The sequence below is a fragment of the Sphingobacterium sp. UBA3549 genome (genome assembly GCF_002376635.1).
GTDB lineage: Bacteria > Bacteroidota > Bacteroidia > Sphingobacteriales > Sphingobacteriaceae > Sphingobacterium.
On the sequence record NZ_DFOE01000037.1, the window covers coordinates 347,934 to 371,896 of the forward strand.

Consider the following 23,963-nt stretch of genomic DNA (forward strand, 5'->3'; position numbering starts at 1 on the left):
TGATAGAAGTATTTTAAAAAACATGGTGGACAGCAACATCACTTAGCTGGAATTTGCGCGTCCATATAAATCTAAAAAGATAATGAGCGAAAGTAAAGCAATTAAAGGCGGAGAGTTCGTGATTAGAGAAACTCCCTACACCGCAGTTTTTATTCCAGAAGAGTTTGATGAAGAAGCTAAAATGATTCGTCAGACCTGCTTAGATTTCTTGGATACCGAAGTATTGAACAAGCTTGACCGTATCGATGCGCAAGAGGAAGGTCTGATGCCCAGTTTGATGGATAAGGCCGGTGAACTTGGCATGCTGGGCGTTTCTATTCCCGAAGAATATGGCGGTTTTGGCAAGAGTTTCAACACTTCAATGCTCGTTGCCGATGCAGTAGGTGGTGGGTTTTCCTTTGCGGTCGCACTGTCAGCCCATACAGGAATAGGTACTCTGCCTATTTTGTATTATGGCAATGATAGTCAAAAGGCAAAATATATTCCTAAACTTGCTACTGGTGAATGGAAAGCGTCGTATTGTTTGACAGAACCCAACGCTGGATCGGACGCAAACTCGGGACGTACCTCGGCAAAATTAAATGCTGAGGGAACCCATTATTTGATCAATGGTCAAAAAATGTGGATTACGAATGGTGGTTTTGCAGATATTTTTATCGTATTTGCAAAAATCGATAATGATAAAAACTTGACGGCATTTATTGTCGAGAAAGATTTTGGTGGTATTACGATGAATCCGGAAGAACATAAATTGGGTATTAAAGGCTCTTCAACACGCCAGATCTTTTTTAATGATTGTGCTGTTCCGGTAGAAAATATGCTTTCTGATCGTGAGAACGGATTTAAGATTGCTGTAAACATCCTAAATATTGGTCGTATAAAACTTGGAGCTGCTACGATAGGTTCGGCACGAATGGTCATCAACCATGCCGTACAGTATGCCAATGAACGTGTGCAATTTAATTTGCCGATTTCCAAATTCGGTGCTATCCGATATAAACTGGCCGAAATGGCAACACGTTTATTTGCCGTCGAGTCTGCATCCTATCGCGCAGGTCAGAATATTGACGATGCCTACGATGCGCTGATTGCGGGTGGTATGGATGAAGCAAAAGCAAAATTGAAGTCTATGGAGCAGTTTGCGATCGAGTGCGCTATTATCAAAGTGTGGTGTTCAGAAATGTTGGATTATGTGGTGGATGAGGGCGTACAGATTTATGGTGGAATGGGCTATTCGGCGGATGCACCTATGGAACGTGCTTATCGGGATTCACGGATTAACAGGATTTTTGAAGGCACCAACGAAGTGAATCGTTTGCTCGTCGTAGATATGTTGTTAAAACGCGCCATGAAAGGGGAATTAGACCTGATGGGACCTGCGCAAGCTGTAGCCGGTGAGCTTTTAGCTATTCCCGACTTTGCAGATGAGGATGACGCACCTTTTGCAGCAGAAAAGAAAATTGTGGCAAATCTTAAAAAGGCGGGATTATTAATTGCAGGGGCTGCTGTACAGAAATTGATGATGTCACTTTCCAAAGAAGAGGAGATTCTAATGAACATAGCCGATATTATTGGATATGTTTATATCGCCGAATCTGTTTTGTTACGTGCGGAAAAATTGGTACATACAGGATCTGATAAAGCTGATTACGCAACAGATATGGCTAAAATCTACCTGTATGGTGCGATAGATAAAGTCAGCGCTGCCGGCAAAGAAGCATTGTATTCATTTGGTGAGGGCGACGAGCTGAACATGATGTTGGTTGGCTTGCGCAGATTCACTAAAGCCCAACCGTTCAATGTGAAAGATGCCCGTCAGCGAATTGCAAAAAAATTGATAGACGAGAATAAGTATTGTTTTTGATTGAAAATAAATTATTGGTTTTGGTTGATGGCCGAAGATTTCTCTTCGGCCATTTTTGTGTTACAATTCCAGAAGTAACTGTAATTATATTAAATTTAACCTTTTAAACCCTAACCATTATATGACATCTTCAAGATCATTTACATTTACAGAAGACTGGGTAGTCGTCATCTTGGGAATTGCTACCATCCTTCTTGCATTATCAGGAGTCGTGGCACCAGTACCTAGTTTTTCGTGGAATAATTCGGCCGAACTCGTATCAACTGTATTGGACCCGGCAAATTTAATGAAGCTATTTGAGCAATTTATTTACGTATTCGCAACCGCACTATTGGGCGCATTTCTTTTGGGAAAATCTATAAAATATTTATTAGTTGTATTTCCTGTTGTATTTTTCCTTACGGTATTTGCCTTGGTTTTGGCAGGCAATGCAACGGTTAAAGAATATAATCTCGAAGCTGTAATTTTTAGTTTGATTATTGGGTTAATTATCAGCAATTGCTTTAAACTGCCTAAGTGGTTTAAAGAAGCGCTCAGTACGGAGCTTTATGTCAAGATCGGTCTAATTCTACTTGGAACCACCGTTATCTTCGGAGATATTCTCAAAGCCGGATCCTTGGGGCTTATTCAAGCGCTGGCTGTCGTACTATCGGTTTGGTACTTCGCTTTCTGGATCTGCAAAAAGTTAAAGATTGATAAAGAGATGGCGTTGATGTTGTCGAGTGCAGTATCTATTTGTGGTGTCTCTGCTGCAATAGCAACTTCAGGCGCGATCAAAGGCGATAGTAAAAAACTTTCCTATGTGATTTCGTTGGTCCTGATTACGGCGATTCCAATGATGATCTTCATGCCTTACATGGCAGAGTGGATGGGGTTGTCGCAAGAGGTTACAGGTGCTTGGCTTGGTGGTAGTATTGATACAACGGGAGCTGTAGTGGCTTCCGGGTCGCTCGTAGGTGAAAGAGCTTTGGAGATTAGTACTATTGTGAAATTTTCACAAAATGTATTGCTTGGACTAGCAGCTTTTGCGATCAGTATTTATTGGACTTATGCTAAATCTGTTGATGATGAGACCAAACGCGATAAACCGACATTGAAAATTATCTGGGAACGCTTCCCAAAATTTGTATTGGGCTTTGTATTAGCCTCCCTGTTATTCTCTTTTATTGTATCTCCTGAGAAGATAGATGCGGTCAAAGGAAGTTTGAAAAACTTACAGGGGCTTTGGTTTACCTTAGCATTTACATCAATCGGTTTGGAAACGAATTTTAAGGACCTTTTTGTACAAGATAATAAGAAGCCGTTGTATGCTTTTCTGATTGCTCAGACTTTTAATGTTATTATTACTTTATTGATTGCATTGGTGTTATTTCGCTAAGAAGGTAAGTGTTTCAACGTGAAACAGATCGTTATAATATGACGGTAAAGATGGTCGTCCAAATAGGATGGCCTTTTTTATGCGTTTTCATAACGAGGTTATGCGTGGCGATTTTTTTCTGGCTCATAGTACAGATCATTGTTTTTTATAATAACGCTTTGCTTCTCGATTTTTGCTGGATTGTTAGCGTATAGGATTGTTGCCGCCTTGATTTTTTATCCTGAGTGGACGATGAATAGCCTTTTTTTTTCTATAAATAGCTGTTAATTAAGGGTTAATGTGTTTTAAAAAAAAATATTATAAAATCTATCAAATTAGTAGTCTTTTAAAAAATATTTATATATTTGTATCGTCATCTGACTTACAGGCAAGTAGAGCAGCGGGCGAAATGAACTAACTTGATTATGAATCGAACTAGCAATAGCATTTGATCTTATAAAAGAGAATATGTGTTCATAGCTTTTTAAAATTACAACATAAATATGCACATGCAACTGATGCGTGAATGGCAAGGTAAATAAAAGAAAATAACAAATAAAACGAATGAAACAAGATTACTCCGCAAAAACAAGTGTATTGCTTTTTCCAGTTGAAGCAGGTATAATGACCTTAAAAAGCGCTAAGGAACGAATGTGTTGTTAAAATTTCTCTCTTACACTCTCTTATATTAGAAAAGGGAAGCCGAGGCTTCCCTTTTACCAAGTTTTAACAATGAAGCAAGTATCGATTGGCGTTGGCACTTGTTTAGATTCACCATTAAACTGAATAAATTTATGAAAAAAAATGCTATTTTCCGAATTAGCGTCATTTTTAGCTTGCTTTTGACAGGCTCTTACCAAGTCTACGCGCAAGTGGAAAATCCAAAACCTATTATAAATGCCTCTTTAACAGGTACTGTAATTGATGCCGTCACAAAAGAACCATTGCAAGGTGTTACGGTGCAACTTGAGGCTGTTACACACCAGGTGAAAACTGACAGTAAAGGAGTTTTTCAGTTTGTAACTGGACAAAAATTACCTTTTTCATTAATTGTATCTATTGTTGGGTATCAAACCCGTCATATTGTTATTGATCAATCTCCTGCAATAATCGAGCTTACGCCGCGGTTGGAAGCCTTGGATCAGGTGGTGGTCACAGCACGCCGTCGTAAAGAGCAGCTACAGGATGTACCTATTCCCATTTCTATTATTCGTGGAGCAGCACTTGAGGATGCAGGTGCCTTTAATGTCAATAGACTAAAAGAGCTTGTACCTACAGTTCAGTTGTATGCATCGAACGCACGTAATACGACGCTTAATATCCGAGGAATGGGCTCAACTTATGGTCTTACCAATGATGGGATTGATCCGGGAGTAGGGTTTTATCTTGATGGTGTTTATATTGCACGTCCCGCAGCGACTTGGTTGGACTTTATTGACATTGACCAAATCGAAGTACTGCGGGGCCCCCAGGGTACATTGTTTGGAAAAAATACAACAGCAGGAGCATTCAATATCACTTCACGTTTACCACAATTCACACCAGAAGCCAATGTGGAAGTGAGTTACGGAAATCAGGGTTTTATTCAGGCGAAAACTTCCATATCCGGACCTCTGGCCAAAAACTTAGCTGCGAGAGTTTCCTTTTCTGGAACACAGCGTGATGGCAATCTTTTTAATGTACACACCAATAGAAAGATTAACGATATCAACAACCTGGGTTTTAGAGGACAATTGCTCTTTACTCCATCTGAAAATATCAAACTGGTGCTTTCCGGTGATGTGTCGTCGCAAAGACCTGACGGTTATGGATGGGCCGTTGCGGGAGTGGTAAAAACACAGCGTGCAGATTATAGACAATTTGATGCAATTATCAAGGATCTTGGTTACGAACTCCCATATCAAAGCGCTTTCGAACGTAAGATTGACCTGGATACTCAGTCCAAAGCGGATAATAAATTGGGAGGAGTTGCATTGAACGCCGATATCAAGATTGGCGGGGGAACACTAACCTCAACTTCTGCCTGGCGGACATGGACATGGGTGCCGCTGAATGACCGCGATTACTTAGGGCTCCCTGTATATACAGTTTCAGCAGGTAATTCGGTCCATAACCAATGGTCACAGGAATTCAGGTATTCTGGAAAGATTAGTGAAAAGGTTAGCGGCGTTGTTGGGCTATTTGGTCTTTGGCAGGATCTTGGCACAGATCCCGTACATACCGAAGAAACAGGATCTGCGTTTTGGCGTTTTCAAAAAAGCTCGACGAGTGCACTGTGGCAGACTCCCGGCTTATTCGACAATTTTGGAATCAAGACCGTTTATGGAATTAAGAGCACAAGCCTGGCCGCCTATACACAGATTGATTGGGCTGTAACCCCAAAATTACACATCCTGCCAGGTCTTCGCTACAACTATGATAAAAAGGTAGCTAACTACGATAGACAAACCTATGGTGGCTTGCAAACATCAGACCCGGCATTGCTTGCGTTGAAGAACGGTGTATATACCAATCAAACTTTTGATGTCAATGCCGATGCCGACAATTTCTCTGGTCAGCTCTCAACAAGATACCGCTTCAATCCGAAGATAAATGCTTACGCTACATATTCCATCAGCTATAAGCCTGTCGGTATCAACGTCGGTGGATTACCGACAGCCAATGGAGCAGTGTTGCTGGATCTGGCCGAAGTAAAACCTGAGGCTCTCCAGCATAAAGAAATTGGTGTGAAAACAAATCCGACACGCAACTCACTGCTCAACCTGACGGTCTATCAAACGGATATAAAAGACTACCAGACCCAAGTGCAGACGCCCGAACCGGGTGTGAACCGTGGTTATCTGGCCAATGCCGAAAAGGTGCGTGTAAAGGGTGTTGAATTGGATGGAAATATCAATATTGGACATTTTCTCCGACTGAATGGAGCATTGGCTTATACGGATGCCAAATACGTCAAATTTACCAATGCACCTGTCCCTTTAGAAGAGGTTGGCGGAGCGCAGGCTTTTAAAGATATCTCTGGCGGCGTCCTTCCTGGTGTTTCCAAATGGTCTTGGTCGCTGGGTGGTGAAGCGAATAAAAGCGGTAAACTGATCGGAATTAATGGATCTTACTTTGTGGGCGCAGACCTCTTTCACCGTTCTAAATTTTCGTCCAGTTCTTCACCATCCCAATACCTAAATATTGATGCCTATTCGGTCTTGAACGCCAGGCTAGGATTCAGGGGATCGAACGGTATTTCGGTGTTTGTGTGGAGTAGAAATCTAACGAATAAAGATTACTATGAACAGCTGCTAGCGGCCCCGGGAAGTTATGGGCAGTACGCCGGAGTGGTCGCCGATCCACGAACCTATGGCGTCACGCTCCGATACAATTGGAAGCAGGGGAATTAAGTCCGTAATTCATATATATTTTTATCGACCGTCTCCATTTCATCATGGGGACGGTTTTTTGTTTTTGGGACAATATATATTTGCATCTTTTTTATATATGGAAATTTGTATCTTAAATCATCATTAAGGGGAATGATTTGCGTATGAACGAAAAAGAGCTTTTACAACACTATAAAACAAGCGGTGACTTGTCTACATTGGGGAAATTATATTCACCCTATATGTCTTTGCTTTATGGTGTATGCTTTAAATACCTGCAAGATCCTGATCGCAGTCAGGATGCTGTGATGCAGATATTTGAAGAGCTTATCCAGAAGCTTCGCCACTATGAAGTCGATAATTTTAAGAGCTGGCTGCACGTTTACAGTAAAAATTATTGCTTGATGCAGTTGCGTAAAGATAAGCGGACAACGCAGGTTGATATTGAAGACAATTTGTTTGAAAGCGAACAAAAGCTAAATGATACCAGTGAAACCAAATGGGAAGAAAAGGATTTTGAGAAACTGGAAGGCTGTATGCGAACTTTAAATCGCGAACAACAAGAGTGTGTACGCTTGTTTTATCTCGAGCAAAAATGTTATAAAGATATCGCAGATGTGACTGGATATGATTTGAATAAGGTCAAAAGTGCTATTCAAAACGGAAAGCGCAATCTGAAAATCTGTATGGAAAGGAAAGAAAATGGAAAATAATTATCAATTATCACGGATCCACAATTACATCCACGGTTTGATGAGTAAGGAGGAAATGTTTCAATTGGAACGAGAAGCATTGGAGGATCCTTTTTTACAGGATGCTATCGACGGTTACCGATTGCAAAATGGAGTAGATACGCGGCAATTGAGCCTGCTGCAACAACGTCTCACTCGTAGAGTGGAAGATACCGTTGCGACACGGCACGCCCAATATTTCACGTGGCAGCGTTTGGCCATAGGTGCTACCGCAGGCGTACTGTTTGTGACTTTATTGGCCCTGCTATATTTTAAACATTTTAATGGTAAAGCGGAGCGTACAACGGATGTGGAATTAAGTGAACCAGAGAACAAGGTGTCTGTTCAACCTTTGCTGGACGGGGGGGACGCAACACCGCGCGAAGGCTGGAAAATGTTTGAACAGTACCTCAATCAGAAATCAGGAGCTCCGGCAACAGGCGGAGAAATTACTGTCAATTTTATAATCGACAAGAATGGTGTTCCAACCGATATTCGTGCCGAGGGACAACCGGAGTCGTCACTCCTCGATGAAGCGATTCGACTGCTGCAGAAGGGACCAAAATGGCAGGGAACAAAAGGTCGGCTGAAGATCGCTTTCCCTGTCAAAGATGAAAAAAATCAAGCGCAAGCAAATGTGATTAAACCACCCCATTGTTTTGGAGTTGAAAAGAAATAGAGATCGATGTTTTAAATAACAGCCATTTTGTAAGAAATGGGCTGTTATTCTATAGGAGAGGAATACAGTTTATTCTTCCCAGCGAATCTTTTCCTCAATTGGTGTACGGTTCGGTTCACGTGGCTCAGACTGATGATGCCCTAAATAGAATAGACCAATACATTTTTGATTTTCTTCGAGATTTAAGAATCCACCCAAGTGATTGATTAAACCTGGGGTTGCCCAGTATCCGCCGATATTTAGCGAGTGCGCAGCTAACCACATGTTTTCAACTGCAGCAGCGGTACAGGCCAGCTCTTCCCATTCAGGAACTTCTCCCGTATAGTTGACAACAATCGCAATTGCAACGTTTGACTGGGTTGCTTTTTTACCCATGGTTATTTCTGTTGCCTCCGTATATTTCTCCGCTGGTGTTACCGATTTGTAAATGCGTGACAATTCAGCGCCTAAACGTTCTAACCCTTCTTTACGGAAGATCACAAAACGCCAAGGTTGTGTTCTTTTATGAGTTGGAGCTGCGTTAGCTGCTTCCAAAATATTCAAGATATCTTCTTTACTGACTTCTTCTTCTGTAAATGAAGCTTGAAATACGGATCTTCTGTAATGTATCGCTTGTAATACGTCGTTTTTCATTGTTAATTATTTATGCGTGTCTACTTTTTAACTGTATAAATGAACCCGTTGCACTCGGCTATTTGCTCATGAATTGGTATTGCTTTTAGGCATCGCAATGCCTTTGGTAGGATGAAGTCCAACTATGCTTTCTCTTCCCATAAAGATACAACATGTAAAATTGTTTTGACCGCTTTTTCCATATCCTGTACCGATACCCACTCTTGTTTTCCATGGAAAGCATGGCCTCCCGCAAAAATATTCGGACAAGGTAAGCCCATAAATGAAAGGCGCGAGCCATCTGTTCCGCCACGGATACTTCTCCTTTCGGCTACCATTCCTGCGCGGTTGATCGCCTCCATGCCGATTTCCATAATTTGTGGATGCTGATCCAGCACTTCTTTCATATTACGGTATTGTTCTTTTACAGCGAAAGTATACGTACAATTTGGATATTTCTCCACGATCGATTTTGCAATTTCCTCCAGTTCGTCTTCGTGCTTCTTGAGATTGGCGGTCACATGATCGCGTATGATAAATTGAATTTCTGCTTTTTCTACCGAACCGCTGATATGAACAGGATGTACAAAGCCGTCTTTTTTACTGGTACTTTCAGGGGAAAGTCTATCTTTCGGTAAGGCATCAATTACAGCACTGGCGATTTTGATAGCACTTTGCATCTTCCCTTTAGCAAATCCCGGGTGTACAGATACACCATGAATGGTCAAGGTAGCACCATCAGCTGAAAATGTCTCATCCTCAATCGTTCCCGCTCGCTCACCATCCATTGTATAGGCAAAATCCGCTGCTAAACGTTTTAGATCGGCTTTATCTACGCCTCTGCCAATCTCCTCATCTGGCGTAAAAAGTATTTTGATATCGCCATGTTTAATTTCAGGATGTTTCATCAATAAACGGGCGGCATCCATGATTTCGGCCACACCAGCTTTGTCATCAGCTCCCAGCAAAGTGGTGCCGCTTGCAGTAATGATATCATTGCCAATTTGATTGGCCAAGTCTGGATGCTCCGCATATTTGATGATAACACTACTGTCGTCAGGAAGTACCAAGTCTTGCCCCTGATAGTTCTTGTGTAACAAAGGTTTAACATCTTTCCCCGAAGAGTCCGGAGAAGTATCCATATGAGAACAAAAGCAGATAACAGGAACTTTCTTGGAACTATTCGCTGGAATGGTTGCATAGATGTAGCCATTTTCGTCCATAGCAGCGTCTGAAATGCCTAATGCTAACAACTCCGTTACCAGTAACTCGCCAAGGTTTTTTTGCTTTTCCGTAGAAGGGCATGTTGGTGAATTTGCATTAGACTGGGTGTCAATCTGTACATAGCGTTGAAATCTTTCGGACACCGAAAAATCATGTATGTTATTGATCTCAAATGTGCTCATTTTCTAATAGCCTTAATGTGATAAGGGTGGTCAAACTTAGATAAATTGCTTTTTATTTGCAATTTAATTGTGTTGCATTACAAACAAATTGTCCTTTATTAAACACATATGACGCTATTTAAATTTTTTCTCGTCGGCATACCCGAATACCTGCTGTAAAATATTGGTATTTCTACTGCCACCGATATTATGTCTAATTTTTGATTCTTGGTCAGCGACTTTGATAAATAAACCATCTATAGCCTTTTGGGTAACGTATGCCGTAAGATTTGTTTCCACTTTATTGCCTAAAGGGAGGTTATTGTAAGCTGTTGTCAATTGCGTCCAGTACTGATCCACATTGTTTGTACCCATGGCAGATTTAATGACAGGACGAAACTTGTCTGTTAATTCAGTCGATGTATTTGTTTTAAAGAACGTTGTCGCAGCATCTTCTTTGCTGCCCAACAGGATATTCGTCGCATCTGTAATCGTCATCTTTGAAAGAGCGTTCACAAATACGGGGGCAGCTTCTTTAACAGCTCCCTCCGCCGCTCTGTTCATACTTTGTATAAATTGATCGCATAATTTCCCCATACCAACTGCACGCAATGTTTTTTCTACCTTTTGTGCTTCTGCAGGCATTAGAATTTTTACCGTTGCATCCCCTAAGAAACCATCTTTCTTGGCCAAAGATTCGATGCTCATATTTAAACCATTTCTTAGAGCCTGTTTAATTCCTGATGAAGCATCGCTATTGGATACAGACGCTAAGGTGTTGTTTTTTGATGATGTTGCTGTAGTGCCTGAAGCAGACGTCGTTTTAGCACTGTCGGTTTGACCCTGATTTGCTTTTGCCAAAGCCTCCGTGATTTTCTTAAAAATCTGTCCTTCGCTTGTATTGGAATAAAGTAATGCTGAGACAAGTAGTGTACAATATAATAGTGGAAATTTCATCATGTTATTGTTTTGCTGCCAAAATTAGGTATATCGACTGTTAATATGTGTGAAAGTTTAAGCCAATTTCAGCCAACTCTGCAGATTGTCTAGAATCGTAGCAGATAGGCTACAGCGATGTGGAGAGATCGTACGGATGCCATAACTCCAAATCACTTTAATTGATACAATCCAAACGAAAACAGCAGGTCCTCATCGAACCTGCTGTTTCAGCGATCGGTTGTTGTTCACACAATATTATTTCCAGGAGAGTGTCGTTGCCACTGGGAAGTGATCTGAAGGAAATTTATTCATGTAAGTATCGGTGAGGATACCGTATTTTTTGACCTGAAAAGGTTTGGTGATAAAGATATGGTCAATGCGACCTGTTGGTGTGGTGCTTTTGCCCCAGCCATTGAAGGAGGAATTGGGTTCGTATTTGAATGGTGCCAATTCGTGTACGTCAGTGACGACTTTACTGTTCGCCAAGGTGAAATACGCCTCATCCTTTTCATCGACATTGAAGTCTCCAGTTAAAATCAACGGTAAATCTTTGGCAAACTCTTTTGCTTTTGCCAAAATCAATTTGGCACTTTCGGTACGTGCCGTACGGCCGATATGATCAAAGTGCGTGTTCATAAAGATAAAGCGCTTTTTGTTGGCCTTGTCTTCAAAAATACCCCAGGTGCAGATCCGCGGTAATGCAGCATCCCAGCCTTTATTCGGGTGTTCGGTATCGGTTGCTGAAAGCCAAAAAGTACCACTCTTTATAGCTTTAAAGCGATTTGAATTGTAGAAAATAGCTGAATGCTCACCTTCCTGAGCGCCATCGTCGCGTCCAACTCCCACGTAATCAAATCCAGGAAGCAGCTTTTTAAGATCTTGAACCTGATCAAAGAATCCCTCCTGAATACCAAAAATAGCGAAGCCGTGGTATTTGATCAGATTGGTTAACGGAACTTTACGGTCGTTCCAAAAGTTGTCCACATCGACAGTGTTTCTTTGGCGGATATTATAGCTGCCCGCAATAAATTCTTGGGCATGAGATAGAAAGGAAAGGCAGAGCGCTAAAAATAGAAAAAGACTTTTTTTCATGAATAGTTTCGTTTTTAAATGATGTTGATTTGTTTATGACCACGAAGTCGGCCTTCTATTTAATCGGCTGATTGTGGGCCATGACTATGTTAAAGCATTCTTATTTCTTTAATACACGGAGCAACATTTCAGGCTCGTCCGTTGTAATAAAATCAATATTCTGATTGATTAAATTGGTCATCTCCTCAGCAGTATTCACTGTCCATGCGTTCACTTTCATACCAAGTTGATGTGCATCTTTCAACCATGTGCCATTCTTTTTGAAAACTGAAAAGTGATAATCCAATCCATTTATTCCGGCAGCCTTTACCTCAGCCGGAGATTTGTCACCCGTAAGGTATTGGATATTGGCCTTTGGAGCCATCTCGTGAATCTTCTGACAAGCCTCAAAACTAAAAGAAATATAGTCAGTGACCTTCTCTGCTTTTAATTTTTTAACCATTTCCACCGTTTTTGTTGTCGCTTCAAGTGTACGCTCTAGGCCGAGCTTATTGGTTTTCAATTCAAGGATAAGACGCAAGCCTTTCAATTTTTTTCCAGCATGAAGATATTCTTCCAATGTAGGAATAGATTCGCCGTTAGGGTGCTTCTTTTCCAAGAGTTCTTTGTACGTTGCTGTAGCAATATCAATACCATAGAAATCATTGTCATGGTTGACAACCAGTATGTTGTCTTTGGTCAAATGCACATCAAACTCAGACCCAAAAAGCTTGAGATCGTGAGCCGCAGTTAAAGATGCAATTGAATTTTGGGGAAGGTGGCTGTTTTTCCATACGCCACGATGCGCAATGGCTTTTGTTTGTGCAAATAATGCCGAGGATGAGATCACCATGGCTAGCGTAAGGCAACTAAAAATATGTTTTTTCATGCTATAATTATGTAGGAGTGTTTGTTTTAAACGGTATAAATTATCCGTTTCACTCGTTGATTTATTCCTGTTTTCGGACACTTAATCTGAAAGATTATCTTGTAAACCGCATAAGAGCACCACTGATCATATCATCATTTCTCGCGAATAATTTTTAAAGCTGACGTTATAGAAAGCAAAAAAGTGGTACTTTTTATCTCAATGTACAAGATCTAAAGTACCACTTTTATATTTAGTAATTGTTAAGTGTAATTTATTTTTTACCATTCCATTCGGCTATAAACTCATCAAGGAAGTTGAGCATATAATCATGGCGATGCGCTGCTATTTTTTTCGCAGCCTCTGTATTCATTTTATTCTTTAGCAACAACAGTTTTTCGTAGAAATGATTGATTGTAGGGGCCTCTGAATGTTTGTATGCTTCTTTATCCTTATATTCCTGCACAGGAATGTTAGGGTTATACATCTCACGTCCCTTGTTTCCGCCAAAGCTGAATGCGCGGGCAATACCAATTGCTCCGATGGCATCCAGACGATCAGCATCCTGCACGATCTCCATCTCTTTCGAATGGAATGACACTTCGCCTAAGCTTGCTTTGAAAGACATGTTGAAGATAATTTTTTTGACATGGTCAATGATCTCAGGCGAAATTTCTAGACTTGCCAAAAATTCTCCGGCAACACGAGGGCCTACAGTTTCGTCGCCATCATGAAACTTACTGTCAGCGATGTCATGTAATAGCGCGGCTAATTCGCAGACCATGACATCCGCCGTTTCATTTTCTAAAATTAACTTCGTATTGTTCCATACGCGTTGAATATGCGACCAATCGTGGCCTGCTTCTGCAAATTTCAATCGGTCTTGCACAAATGCTACTGTGCGCTCAATAATGTTATTCATACAATACTTTTGTTTTTTCGCGAGTACCCTCGTATAATTCGTATTCTAATAATCTACAATCTAACTTACCATTATAAAACTCTATCCTTCGGGATGCACGCAGCCCAATTTTCTTTGCCAAATCTGGATTCCCTGTAAATATATAGCCTCTATACCCTTTGCACTCCTGCTTCATGAAATCCCCCATACGCTTGTAGGTAATTTCCAGTTTGCTGTGCGTGCCTAGGCGTTCACCGTATTCAGGATTGAATAAAATAACGCCACCTTCCTCTTTAGGAACGTGTGTTTCGGCAAAATCGCATACTTCAAATGAAATTAATTGTTCCACGCCGGCAGTTCTGGCATTCATCTTGGAAACATTGATCGCCTCTTCCGAAATATCACTTGCAATAATTTGTGGGGCCGCCTTTTTATTGATTTGATCTTTAAGTAGTCTGCGCTCCTGGAAGAACACAGTTTCATCATAACCGATGAAATGCATAAAAGAGTAATTCATGCGCAGCAAACCCGGTTTCCTATTTGTTGCAATCAGAGCGGCTTCAATCGCTAAAGTTCCGGAACCGCACATCGGGTTTACAAATGGAGCATTGCCATCCCATTTGGATGCCATAATTGTTGAGGCTGCAAGAGCTTCCAGCATCGGAGCTTTTCCAGGAATCTTGCGATAACCATGTTTTGCTAGGGTCTCACCGGAAGTATCTATGAAAATTTCTGCGCGGTCATCTTTCCAATACAGGTGTACAACAGCCTTATTGTTGTCTGGACCTGAATTAGGACGCATGCCCTTTTTTTCCTTGATGCGGTCCACGATAGCATCTTTAACCTTTACGTTTGCAAATAAAGGAGTGCTGATTGTTTCATTGTCCACATTGGAGCTGACCGAGAAGTATCCATCAAATTGAATGAGTTCTTCCCAGGCAATTTGACTCAATTGTTCATAAAGCTCCGTGGGATTATTGGCTGTAAACTCTTTTAACGAATACAAAATCTGAGAGGCTGTACGTAGATTCAGATTCAGCTTGATCGTATCATTTATACTGACCTTTAATTCTACTCCTGTGGGAAATGCCCTGACAATGTCAAAACCTAACTCTTTAACTTCCTGCTGCAAATAAGGTGATAAGCGCTTATTGCACGTTATAATAACTTTATTGGGGGTGTTGAAAACTTCCATCATATTTTGTACAAAGTTAATTAAACTCTTCCTCAAAAATTGCTTAATTTTACGCTTTAATATTTATTTTTTTGATTATGGAAATTAGAGGAAAAGTACACGAGATAGGAGCGACACAACAAGTGACAGAATCATTCAAAAAACGCGATATGATTGTAGCTTATGCCGAAAACCCACAATTTGTTGAGTATATCCGTTTTGAAGCTACACAAGACAGAACGTCAATTTTTGATAACCTAGCGATTGGTGAAGAGGTAGAAGTATCTTTTAATCTTCGTGGTCGTCCTTGGACTAATAAAGATGGTGTAACAACTTATTTTAACTCATTGGTAGCATGGCGTGTAACAAAATTAGGTAATGCTGCTCCAGCACCTTCTTCCCCAGGTTACGCAGATATGCCTGCTCCTGTAGATTTAGCGGGTTCATCAGATGACGATGATCTACCATTCTAATCGGAATAGGATTTGTGCACTGCTCGCGGTAGCAAATAGATTATTTAAACTGTAAGCAATACAGTTATCTACAATAAAAAAGGCTTCCTCAAGAAGCCTTTTTTATAATACAGATAGCCCGATACCAACCGCTACTTTTCTTGGCGCTGAAATTGCTTGCTGTTGGATGTCTTAAATCAAAAAATAACAGCTATGAAATTACCCGTATTCTATTTTTGCTTAGCAGCGATTTCGCTAAGTGCATGCAATCAAACCTCAAAAAATAGTCAGCAAGCCGCTGCAGATTCTGCTGCCCACGAGACTGTTGCGGTGGATACTTTCCATACATCACGCAATTCACTCGATTGGCATGGTACTTACGAAGCTACTATTCCCTGTGCCGACTGTGAGGGAATCAAAACCAACATTACCTTAAAAAATAACAATACGTTCACTATTGTGAGTGAATATATAAATAAAAATACCAAGGTAGAGGACAGTGGCAAAGTCATGTGGCACGACAAAGGGGCCGTCGTTCATCTGACAGGGAAAGAAACCAATATGAAATTAAAAGTTGGGGAAAATAAGTTGATCGGGCTGGATCAGGAAGGTCATGAGATCGAAGGTCCCAACGCACATCTTTATGTATATAATAAGGTCGAAGGAGAAAAATTGTAAAGCAAAATTTCCTTGCTTGACTTATCCACTGACATATTTGCCATACGGGATTTTCCGTAGTAAATAGGTCAGCAGCGCACTTGCCAACAGCGTGCTCACTGTTGCAGTCGGTATTTTCCACAAAGTGGACAGTGGAAGCAAAGGATGGATGTAGTTAAGCAACAATATATGACATAAGTAAATACCAAAGCTGTGCCTATCAATAAATTCCCAGAATACATGGAGGTTTTCTGGGAGTTTAAGCCGTTGAACAAATACAAATAGAAAGCCTGCGCTCAAAGCGATATTTGGCGAAAGGTAATTGTAAAGTGTTGGATCAAATTCCCCTCGTGACACACTTAAATAATATGTTCCAGCAGTAGTCATCAAACAGCAGATCAGGAAAAATGTAGAACTCGGTAATTTTCCCATCTGGATGGGATAGTTGCGCAAGTAATGGCCTAAAACCAGATAACCCATATACCCCGAGAAAAAAGTTAGGTCAAAATTAGGCAGGTAGCTATTAAACCATTTATTCATGAAAAATAAGGAAGCAAACCAAAGTCCCAAAAAGATCTCGATTTCTTTTTTACTGCAGTTGCCTACAATTTTACGGATAAAAGGAACTGCCAGGTAGAGGCCAAGGATCATATATAGATACCATAGGTGGGCATTGGTTCCTGATTTTAAGCGAATTAACACAATGTTAATAACTTGTGGAAAACCGATGTAGTCAAAATCAATGTAACGAATGAAATAGTAGACCAGATAAACGATACTCCAAAAAAGAAAGGGCGGAACAATTTTTAACAGACGTTTTCGATAAAATTCGCCCGTGCTTTCGTCTTTCTGTAAAAGCAGGGCGCCTGAGATGATGACAAACAGCGGTACTGCAAAGCGCGAAAAGCTGTTAAGCCAATTGGCATATTTCCAATCGAATGACTGAAATTCATTACTATTCAGATAACCTGAAGAGGAATGAATCAAGATAACGAGCAATATCGCCACAATACGTAGTACACTGATATAACTGGTTCGCGCCATTTGATTTTGCTATTTTTTACTAGCGTTTATTGTCGTAGACTTTCAAATAAAGGAAGGTTAGGAGTGCTCCAATGGTCGCCATGCCCACGCCAACAAGTGACGGCGCATTATACGCCAAACCCAAGGTTATTGGAATTCCACCTAAAAATGCTCCCAAGGTATTTCCGAGGTTAAAGGCAGCCTGACCACCTGCTGCCGCCAACGTGGCGGCCTCTTTCGAAGCACGGATCAGCATGAGCTGGGTCGGTGAACCAATGGTAAACGACACTAATCCGGTGATAAATGCTAACGGGTAAGCTGTCCATTCCAAAGGCGATATAAAATAAACCATCACAAGGCAAAGCGCCATGGCTGAAAAGCTCGCGATAGCTGCTTTGGTTGGTGAAATGGTGTCGGCTAATTTACCACCAATAAGGTTTCCAAAAAACATACCAACGCCGATCAGAATCATAATTAGTGGTACGCGATCAGCAGCGATGCCCGATACATTGGTCACTAATGGGGCGATGTAACTGATCCAGGCAAAAAGACCACCGGTACCAATGGCGATGATTGCCATTAACAGCCAGGCAATTTTTTTATTGAAGAAGTTGAGTTGGCTAAAAATATTATTTCCTTTCGCGGCTTCAATTTTTGGCATCCAGACATAAATCGCGGCAAAAGTGATTAATCCCAGTATGCTGATGATTCCATAAGTCAAACGCCAGGAATAATGATGACCCAGGTAGGTGCCCAATGGTACGCCCGCTAAATTAGCAATCGTCATTCCCGTAAACATAATGGAGATAGCCTGCGCTTCTTTTCCTTTTGGAGCCAGTCTGGCCGCAACGACAGAACCGACACCAAAGAAAGCACCATGCGGAAGTCCAGCCATAAACCGGGAGAGACTGATCAAAAACTGTCCCGGTGCGATGCTAAAAAGGCCATTAAAGATAAAAAATAGCAGCATTAAAAACAGCAATACCTTCTTTGGAGGATATTTACCCGTAAATAGTACTAATGTAGGGGCACCGACAACAACACCTAGTGCATAGAGTGCAATCAGATGGGCGGCTGTAGGGATCTCGATATGAAGATCTTGGGCAATATCCGGCAAAATTCCCATCATCGTGAATTCGGTCATTCCGATGGCAAGTCCGCCAAATGCCAAAGAAATAATTCCTTTGTTCATTGTGTTTTAAGGTTGAGGTTGTACGATAATGGTACGAAGATAATAAATAGATTGTACTAAAAACTACTGATACCTTTTTTGAGGGACACAAGTAATATTTTTAGTTTTTCTTAAGATGATCTGACGTTGATCTAATCTGCTTTCCAGCACGACCGAATCAGCAGCATGGTATACGACTTTAAACCGGGGGATATACTGGCCGGAAAGATAGCAGCCAGAAATCTTCTGCTTGCCATTAGCTTTCGTGTAAATGCCATCCACAAGGATAGAGTCTCCGCGCAAAACATAGATCCCCTTTGCATGTTCCGTCCAGGAACCGTTTTTGTAACAGCTATCCGGGATTGTTTGTACTTTATTGTTGACATGCATGGTCGCATAAACAGAGTCGCAAGTGAACTTGAAATCGGTCAACGTATATTGCATCATCTGCTGCTGTCCTGGAATACTATCCTGAACCCACTCTCCCTGCAAAAAAGGGGCGCCCTCACTCTGCATATCCGAATTGAATTTACAGGCATTAGAAAAGAAAAACATACCTATGACAACAGCCAGTAGGTATGTTTTTCTTTTTATATTTTTAATTGAAATAAAAGTCACAGCTTATTTTAAACTTCCAACCATATCTTCTGGTTTTACCCAAGCGTCAAAATCTTCAGGAGTTACGTAACCCAAACGTACCGCTTCCTCTTTCAGCGTAGTCCCGTTTTTATGTGCTGTTTGAGCAATTTCTGCAGATTTGTAATAACCAATTTTTGTGTTTAGCGCTGTTACCAACATCAATGAGTTGTCAACCAATTCTTTGATGCGCTTGTAGTTTGGCTCAATACCTGCAGCACAATGCTCTTCAAATGAAACACAAGCATCACCCAATAGGCGTGCCGATTGCAAGAAATTCGCCGCCATCAATGGTTTAAACACGTTCAATTCGTAATGGCCTTGTGTTCCACCAATGGTGATTGCAACGTCATTACCCATCACCTGAGCCGCCACCATAGTCAATGCTTCACATTGTGTCGGATTAACTTTACCTGGCATAATCGATGATCCTGGTTCGTTTTCAGGAATCAAGATTTCACCGATACCAGAGCGTGGTCCAGAAGCCAACATACGGATATCGTTTGCTATTTTATTTAAGGCTACAGCCAACTGCTTTAATGCTCCGTGAGTTTCAACAATTGCGTCATGAGCAGCCAATGCCTCGAATTTGTTTTCAGCGGTGACGAAAGGAAGCCCTGTAAATTCAGCGATATATTTTGCAACCACTACGTCATAACCGTTTGGCGTATTCAATCCTGTACCGACAGCAGTACCACCCAATGCAAGTTCAGATAAATGCGAAAGTGTATTTCTCAAAGCTTTCAAACCATGGTTCAATTGAGCAACATATCCTGAAATCTCCTGACCTAACGTTAACGGAGTAGCATCCATTAAGTGTGTACGGCCAATTTTAACTACATTTTTAAACTCCTCCGCTTTTTTAGCCAAGGTGTCACGCAATTTTTCTACGCCTGGAATGGTAACTTCTGCAACAGCTTTGTAAGCCGCGATATGCATTCCGGTAGGGAAAGTGTCATTCGATGATTGTGATTTGTTTACGTCATCATTTGCTTTTAACACAGGCTCGCCTTCACCGATTTTATGTCCAGCCAACACTTGTGCACGGTTTGCGACAACCTCATTCACGTTCATATTGGATTGCGTGCCCGAACCTGTCTGCCAGATAACCAGTGGAAATTGATCATCCAATTTGCCCGCTAAGATCTCATCAGATACTGCAGCGATGGCATCCCGTTTCTCCACAGATAATACGCCCAGCTCGTGGTTAGCATAAGCTGCTGCTTTCTTTAAATAGGCAAAGCCTGCGACGATTTCGTGTGGCATGGAAGCTGCCGGCCCGATTTTAAAGTTGTTGCGTGAACGCTCTGTCTGTGCACCCCAGTATTTGTCTGCAGGTACTTGAACTTCACCCATCGTGTCTTTTTCAATTCTGAATGACATAGTATGTAAGTATAAGTAAAACGTAAAATTAAAAGTACATGCGCTAAGCGCATAATACATCAATCACAAAGTTACAGGATAATACAGTAAAGAACAAGGATTAAGAATAAAACTCCCAATAAGCAAATCTTAAAAACCAAGACGTTTTGTCAAGGATTCATTCACATGGTAGAATACCTGTTTCGGTTTTAATGTTCGCCAAGCGAGTGTATTCAACCCCCCTCCAAAATTAATGTAATAATCTATATTCTGTTGTTGGAACTCTTCGATAACATGTTCACGGAAACCAATCCCTGCAATCCAGCCATCCTCAATATCCTGAAACCACTCCTCATAATACGAGTCGTCTGAAGCATGGAAATTCAGCACATTCTCGCCGATTACAATAAAATATTTGATACCTTGACTGATCAATACATCAATAATTTCTCGCTTGAATAACATGATATCATTGTAGATGGCATCATTCCATTCACCAATCAGTTCGATAATGCAATATTGTTTCTCATAGTCTACAAACAGAATTTTTAAATATAAAGTAAGCGAACCAAATTCATCCCATTGCGGATGGAGGAGAAAATTATAGACCTGTTTGTCAAAATCAAATTCGCTATAGATGGTGCCATAGAAGGGCGATTGTTCATCATCAGCGGCAATGTAATAATCCCGCCAATTGTAATAAGGTTCGATTTCGTGCATACCAGTTGAATCGTTTTCGACTCAAACTAAGATAAATTTACGCGGATTTGCAAGTTAAATTACAGGCATAGTACTGTTTTGAGGAAAAGAGTGAGAAAGTCCCTACGGCTTGCTCTTCGAGCGATCGAAGAGATGTGGGGATGGAATTGAACGGACGAATGGCACTGACAGGCTGTCCTAGACCATAGTACGGTTTTTTATTTTTAATGTAAAAATATGGTTCACGTACTCGTTTAACCGAATAAACTTATTATTTTTGATCAGGTAATGAATGTTGAATAATTTTTCTCTTCTTCGATAATTCAGGAAGATTTCCCATGCAAAAAAGTATTAAAAGAAATATTTTTGTAGCCGCTACATATGCTGCGGTATTGCTTCTCGGCTTGCTGTTGGGACAAAATTATGCTGAAGAGCAAGGAAGTAATCAAAAAACAACTTTTTCTAGCTTACGCTCCAACGGTAACTCGGATAAATTGCAATATCTCATTCAATTAATTGCCGAAAATTACGTCGATAATGTCAGTATAGACACCGTTCAGGACGAAGCCATTGAGCATGTTGTATCCCGCTTAGACCCTTTTTCCACATTTTTGAAACCAAATCAAGTGCTGGCTAAGCAGGAGACGCTTGAAGGAACATTTGATGGTATTGGAGTAGAGTATTTTCGTTTGAAAGATACCCTGCTCGTTGTTGGGATGGTTGCTGCAGGCCCTGCTGAGAAGGCGGGAATGCGTATTGGTGACCGCATTTTAAAGATCGGAAATAAGGATCTTGTCGGAAGGAAAGTGACCGAAAACGAAATAGAAAGACTGATCCGTGGAAAGAAAGGAACAGCGGTATTAATTTCCATTCAGCGCAATGGAGTGGTATTGAGCAATCCAATAAAAGTGATCCGTGATCAGGTCAATGTTTCGAGCTTAGATGCATCCTATATGATCGCTCCAAAAACAGCTTATGTAAAAATTCGAAGGTTTGGACATAAGACGGCAGACGAATTCAGGCAGTCACTCATTGACTTACGAAAAAGTGGAGCGCAAGATCTTATTTTGGATTTACGTAATAATGGTGGTGGGTTTGTGCATACGGCAATTGATCTAGCGGGTCAATTTTTTCATGAAAAAAGACTGTTAATGTATACCGAAGGGGCCAATGAGCCACGTCAGGATTTCTATTCCGAGAAAGCTGGGGAGTTTGGCGACGGCCGTGTCATTGTGCTGATCAACGAAAGCACAGCCTCGGCAAGCGAAATTGTTAGCGGCGCTCTTCAGGACCTGGATCGGGCTACAATTGTGGGGCGTCGGTCCTATGGCAAAGGTTTGGTACAAGAGCAATTTGATTTTTCAGACGGTTCGGCAATCAATTTGACCGTGGCACGTTACTATACGCCACTCGGAAGATGTATTCAACGAAAATATACACGCGCAAATTTTGATGCAGCAAAATACATGACAGGCTTCGATCTTTGGACCATGGATACCGAATTCAGCCAAAAAGAAATGTTTACAACCAGCAAAGGAAAGCTTGTCTTTGGTGGTGGCGGTATCCTTCCCGATGTGACTATCCCCATTGATACCAATGAAACCAGCTCCAAATATCGCGAGATTTTCCATTCCAATGCAATCGAAGAGTTTGTTTATGATCGATTCACAAAACAGCTGCCCGCATATTCTATCGAGAATTTTATAAGTGGCTACCATTTGCCTGCGGCAGAATTTGATCTATTTATTTCATACCTCAATAGCCAAAAGCGTATTTCGGTGACATCCAGAGAAGCTAAAAATTTACATGATATTATTCAATCCGATATCGAAGCATTAGTAGGGCGATACTATTTTGGCCGTGAAGCCTACTATAAAATCAAAAATAGAAGAGATAAATTTATCGAAATAGGCCTTAAAACATTGGGCTATCAAATGCCTAAGGTTTAAGTCTAAGATCAGCCCATACAGGGTAGTGATCTGATAATTTCTTTTTGACAATCTGATAGTTCATCACCTGAAATTTCTGACTTGCAAAAATATAATCAATCTGAAAGATCGGTAAAAGGGCGTGATGCGTCACACCCCAACCATTACCTTTCTCCTTAAACGCATTGTACAGACCATCTCCAATCAAATTGACCGAGTAGCTCATTGGCGTATCATTGAAATCACCTACGGCAATATAAGGATATTGACATTCATTCATATGCTTCTTTAACGAATGTGCCTGTTCACTCCTGAGTTCGAAAGCATTCTTCAGTTTGCGGCTCAATCTACGTGTTCTTGAATTATCCAATTCATTAGTATTGGATAAATTTTGAATAAACTCTTTGTCTTCATTTTGAAGCGCAAAAGAACGGAGATGTATATTGTAGATGCGAATCAAGGTATCCTGTTTTTTGACATCGACATAACTTATGCGATTGATACCGTAATCGTTGTCTCTTATGGTACCTGAATCATAAATCGGGAAACGTGAAAGAACAGCCATTCCATAGGCCTCATAATCATTTTTAGAACTAGGTTCAAAGAAAAAATAATCATAGCCCAGCTTATCTTTGAACTCTTCCGAGAACACATGTTTTCCTTTAATTTTACTAATATATTCCTGAAAGCAGATCACATCAGGAGATATACTGTCTATAATGCGAACAACATCGGCTTTAAAGTTTTTTTTCTCGTCGTTTACCTTTTTGAATAAATGTGCATTGAAGGTCATGATACGCAGCGTACGTGTTTCCGACGAGACAGGGGCATTCTCTTTGCGAATGTTCCAGTGTTTAGTTAAAAAAGGCCATCCAATCAGGATGGTCACGAGTGAATAAAATGCAATTTTTCGCTTGCGGAGCAGCCAATAGCAGATAAAGCCAATATTAATAATAAGTATAGGAAGGTAGCCTAACCCCATAAAAGCAATAGGCCAAAAAGATTTAGGATTGATGAAAGTCGCTGAATAGCTCATCAGCAAGGCAATGATCGCAAGCATATTCGCCAGGAACATTGTTTTAC

General features: G+C 40.9%; 21 protein-coding genes. 8 read left to right on the forward strand and 13 right to left on the reverse strand.

Annotation, left to right across the window (positions count from 1 at the left end):
• Positions 1-82 precede the first annotated feature (82 nt).
• From B2W36_RS20270 to B2W36_RS20290, 5 genes are all read left to right on the forward strand, one after another.
• Entirely contained in the window at positions 83-1,864 is a 1,782-nt protein-coding gene (locus B2W36_RS20270) for an acyl-CoA dehydrogenase family protein (protein ID WP_293889383.1), read from the forward strand.
• Positions 1,865-1,985: 121 nt separating this feature from the next.
• Positions 1,986-3,242: a YeiH family protein gene (locus B2W36_RS20275; protein WP_293889384.1), complete on the forward strand. Its 1,257-nt coding sequence runs from the start codon at positions 1,986-1,988 to the stop codon at positions 3,240-3,242.
• A 773-nt stretch (positions 3,243-4,015) separates the two neighbouring features.
• Complete coding sequence (locus B2W36_RS20280; RefSeq protein WP_293884048.1) at positions 4,016-6,613, forward strand: TonB-dependent receptor; 2,598 nt, start codon at positions 4,016-4,018, stop codon at positions 6,611-6,613.
• A 143-nt stretch (positions 6,614-6,756) separates the two neighbouring features.
• Complete coding sequence (locus B2W36_RS20285) at positions 6,757-7,305, forward strand: RNA polymerase sigma factor (RefSeq protein WP_209578108.1); 549 nt, start codon at positions 6,757-6,759, stop codon at positions 7,303-7,305.
• Positions 7,295-8,002 carry a hypothetical protein gene (locus B2W36_RS20290; protein ID WP_293884045.1) on the forward strand — a complete coding sequence of 236 codons (708 nt, stop codon included), beginning with the start codon at positions 7,295-7,297 and terminating at the stop codon, positions 8,000-8,002. The genes B2W36_RS20285 and B2W36_RS20290 overlap by 11 nt, the downstream gene beginning before the upstream one ends.
• A 69-nt stretch (positions 8,003-8,071) precedes the next feature.
• On the opposite strand, the gene B2W36_RS20295 is transcribed toward B2W36_RS20290, so the two are convergent.
• The 7 genes from B2W36_RS20295 to B2W36_RS20325 all read right to left on the reverse strand — a co-directional run bounded on the left by B2W36_RS20295 (position 8,072) and on the right by B2W36_RS20325 (position 14,973).
• Positions 8,072-8,635, reverse strand: a complete 564-nt coding sequence (locus B2W36_RS20295; RefSeq protein ID WP_293884043.1) for a nitroreductase family protein — start codon at positions 8,633-8,635, stop codon at positions 8,072-8,074.
• A gap of 122 nt (positions 8,636-8,757) precedes the next feature.
• A complete protein-coding gene (gene pepT, locus B2W36_RS20300) occupies positions 8,758-10,020 on the reverse strand; it encodes a peptidase T (RefSeq protein ID WP_293884041.1) in 1,263 nt (420 codons plus the stop codon).
• Between the two features lie 114 nt (positions 10,021-10,134).
• On the reverse strand, positions 10,135-10,959 hold the full coding sequence (locus tag B2W36_RS20305) for a DUF4197 domain-containing protein (RefSeq protein WP_293884039.1): 825 nt from the start codon (positions 10,957-10,959) through the stop codon (positions 10,135-10,137).
• 234 nt (positions 10,960-11,193) lie between these two features.
• On the reverse strand, positions 11,194-12,030 hold the full coding sequence (locus B2W36_RS20310; RefSeq protein WP_293884037.1) for an endonuclease/exonuclease/phosphatase family protein: 837 nt from the start codon (positions 12,028-12,030) through the stop codon (positions 11,194-11,196).
• Positions 12,031-12,130: 100 nt separating this feature from the next.
• Complete coding sequence (locus B2W36_RS20315; RefSeq protein WP_293884035.1) at positions 12,131-12,898, reverse strand: glycerophosphodiester phosphodiesterase; 768 nt, start codon at positions 12,896-12,898, stop codon at positions 12,131-12,133.
• 253 nt (positions 12,899-13,151) lie between these two features.
• Entirely contained in the window at positions 13,152-13,799 is a 648-nt protein-coding gene (locus B2W36_RS20320) for an HD domain-containing protein (protein ID WP_209578115.1), read from the reverse strand.
• A complete protein-coding gene (locus tag B2W36_RS20325) occupies positions 13,792-14,973 on the reverse strand; it encodes a THUMP domain-containing class I SAM-dependent RNA methyltransferase (protein ID WP_209578269.1) in 1,182 nt (393 codons plus the stop codon). The genes B2W36_RS20320 and B2W36_RS20325 overlap by 8 nt, the downstream gene beginning before the upstream one ends.
• Positions 14,974-15,050: 77 nt before the next feature.
• Here B2W36_RS20325 and B2W36_RS20330 point away from each other — a divergent pair, with 77 nt between their 5' ends.
• The gene (locus B2W36_RS20330; RefSeq protein ID WP_070570272.1) at positions 15,051-15,425 is read left to right on the forward strand and encodes a DUF3127 domain-containing protein; all 375 of its coding nucleotides are present in this window, start codon (positions 15,051-15,053) and stop codon (positions 15,423-15,425) included.
• Between the two features lie 192 nt (positions 15,426-15,617).
• A complete protein-coding gene (locus B2W36_RS20335) occupies positions 15,618-16,082 on the forward strand; it encodes a copper resistance protein NlpE (protein ID WP_293884030.1) in 465 nt (154 codons plus the stop codon).
• A 21-nt stretch (positions 16,083-16,103) separates the two neighbouring features.
• Here B2W36_RS20335 and B2W36_RS20340 read toward each other — a convergent pair whose 3' ends face one another.
• The 5 genes from B2W36_RS20340 to B2W36_RS20360 form a co-directional block, all read right to left on the reverse strand.
• Entirely contained in the window at positions 16,104-17,105 is a 1,002-nt protein-coding gene (locus tag B2W36_RS20340; RefSeq protein ID WP_293884028.1) for an acyltransferase, read from the reverse strand.
• A 19-nt stretch (positions 17,106-17,124) separates the two neighbouring features.
• Entirely contained in the window at positions 17,125-18,276 is a 1,152-nt protein-coding gene (locus tag B2W36_RS20345) for an MFS transporter (protein WP_293884026.1), read from the reverse strand.
• A 63-nt stretch (positions 18,277-18,339) separates the two neighbouring features.
• On the reverse strand, positions 18,340-18,873 hold the full coding sequence (locus tag B2W36_RS20350; RefSeq protein WP_209578119.1) for a fumarate hydratase: 534 nt from the start codon (positions 18,871-18,873) through the stop codon (positions 18,340-18,342).
• Positions 18,874-18,876: 3 nt separating this feature from the next.
• On the reverse strand, positions 18,877-20,274 hold the full coding sequence (fumC, locus tag B2W36_RS20355) for a class II fumarate hydratase (RefSeq protein WP_293884023.1): 1,398 nt from the start codon (positions 20,272-20,274) through the stop codon (positions 18,877-18,879).
• Positions 20,275-20,403: 129 nt separating this feature from the next.
• On the reverse strand, positions 20,404-20,973 hold the full coding sequence (locus tag B2W36_RS20360; protein WP_209578121.1) for a hypothetical protein: 570 nt from the start codon (positions 20,971-20,973) through the stop codon (positions 20,404-20,406).
• Between the two features lie 317 nt (positions 20,974-21,290).
• On the opposite strand from B2W36_RS20360, the gene B2W36_RS20365 reads away from it, so the two are divergent.
• Positions 21,291-22,901, forward strand: coding sequence for a S41 family peptidase (locus B2W36_RS20365; protein ID WP_293889385.1), 1,611 nt, complete (start codon positions 21,291-21,293; stop codon positions 22,899-22,901).
• Here the strand turns inward: B2W36_RS20365 and B2W36_RS20370 are convergent.
• A complete protein-coding gene (locus B2W36_RS20370; protein WP_293889386.1) occupies positions 22,891-23,955 on the reverse strand; it encodes an endonuclease/exonuclease/phosphatase family protein in 1,065 nt (354 codons plus the stop codon). The genes B2W36_RS20365 and B2W36_RS20370 overlap by 11 nt on opposite strands.
• Between the last annotated feature and the right edge of the window lie 8 nt (positions 23,956-23,963).

What these genes read in the sequence shown, in the direction of transcription:
- B2W36_RS20330 (WP_070570272.1), top strand. Translation starts at nt 15,051, where the DNA reads ATGGAAATTAGAGGAAAAGTACACGAGATAGGAGCGACACAACAAGTG.
- B2W36_RS20365 (WP_293889385.1), top strand. Translation starts at nt 21,291, where the DNA reads ATGCAAAAAAGTATTAAAAGAAATATTTTTGTAGCCGCTACATATGCT.
- B2W36_RS20290 (WP_293884045.1), top strand. Translation starts at nt 7,295, where the DNA reads ATGGAAAATAATTATCAATTATCACGGATCCACAATTACATCCACGGT.
- B2W36_RS20295 (WP_293884043.1), bottom strand. Translation starts at nt 8,635, where the DNA reads ATGAAAAACGACGTATTACAAGCGATACATTACAGAAGATCCGTATTT.
- B2W36_RS20320 (WP_209578115.1), bottom strand. Translation starts at nt 13,799, where the DNA reads ATGAATAACATTATTGAGCGCACAGTAGCATTTGTGCAAGACCGATTG.
- B2W36_RS20360 (WP_209578121.1), bottom strand. Translation starts at nt 20,973, where the DNA reads ATGCACGAAATCGAACCTTATTACAATTGGCGGGATTATTACATTGCC.
- B2W36_RS20285 (WP_209578108.1), top strand. Translation starts at nt 6,757, where the DNA reads ATGAACGAAAAAGAGCTTTTACAACACTATAAAACAAGCGGTGACTTG.
- B2W36_RS20270 (WP_293889383.1), top strand. Translation starts at nt 83, where the DNA reads ATGAGCGAAAGTAAAGCAATTAAAGGCGGAGAGTTCGTGATTAGAGAA.
- B2W36_RS20305 (WP_293884039.1), bottom strand. Translation starts at nt 10,959, where the DNA reads ATGATGAAATTTCCACTATTATATTGTACACTACTTGTCTCAGCATTA.
- B2W36_RS20280 (WP_293884048.1), top strand. Translation starts at nt 4,016, where the DNA reads ATGAAAAAAAATGCTATTTTCCGAATTAGCGTCATTTTTAGCTTGCTT.
- B2W36_RS20345 (WP_293884026.1), bottom strand. Translation starts at nt 18,276, where the DNA reads ATGAACAAAGGAATTATTTCTTTGGCATTTGGCGGACTTGCCATCGGA.
- B2W36_RS20310 (WP_293884037.1), bottom strand. Translation starts at nt 12,030, where the DNA reads ATGAAAAAAAGTCTTTTTCTATTTTTAGCGCTCTGCCTTTCCTTTCTA.
- B2W36_RS20370 (WP_293889386.1), bottom strand. Translation starts at nt 23,955, where the DNA reads ATGTTCCTGGCGAATATGCTTGCGATCATTGCCTTGCTGATGAGCTAT.
- B2W36_RS20275 (WP_293889384.1), top strand. Translation starts at nt 1,986, where the DNA reads ATGACATCTTCAAGATCATTTACATTTACAGAAGACTGGGTAGTCGTC.
- B2W36_RS20340 (WP_293884028.1), bottom strand. Translation starts at nt 17,105, where the DNA reads ATGGCGCGAACCAGTTATATCAGTGTACTACGTATTGTGGCGATATTG.
- B2W36_RS20325 (WP_209578269.1), bottom strand. Translation starts at nt 14,973, where the DNA reads ATGGAAGTTTTCAACACCCCCAATAAAGTTATTATAACGTGCAATAAG.
- B2W36_RS20315 (WP_293884035.1), bottom strand. Translation starts at nt 12,898, where the DNA reads ATGAAAAAACATATTTTTAGTTGCCTTACGCTAGCCATGGTGATCTCA.
- B2W36_RS20335 (WP_293884030.1), top strand. Translation starts at nt 15,618, where the DNA reads ATGAAATTACCCGTATTCTATTTTTGCTTAGCAGCGATTTCGCTAAGT.
- pepT (WP_293884041.1), bottom strand. Translation starts at nt 10,020, where the DNA reads ATGAGCACATTTGAGATCAATAACATACATGATTTTTCGGTGTCCGAA.
- fumC (WP_293884023.1), bottom strand. Translation starts at nt 20,274, where the DNA reads ATGTCATTCAGAATTGAAAAAGACACGATGGGTGAAGTTCAAGTACCT.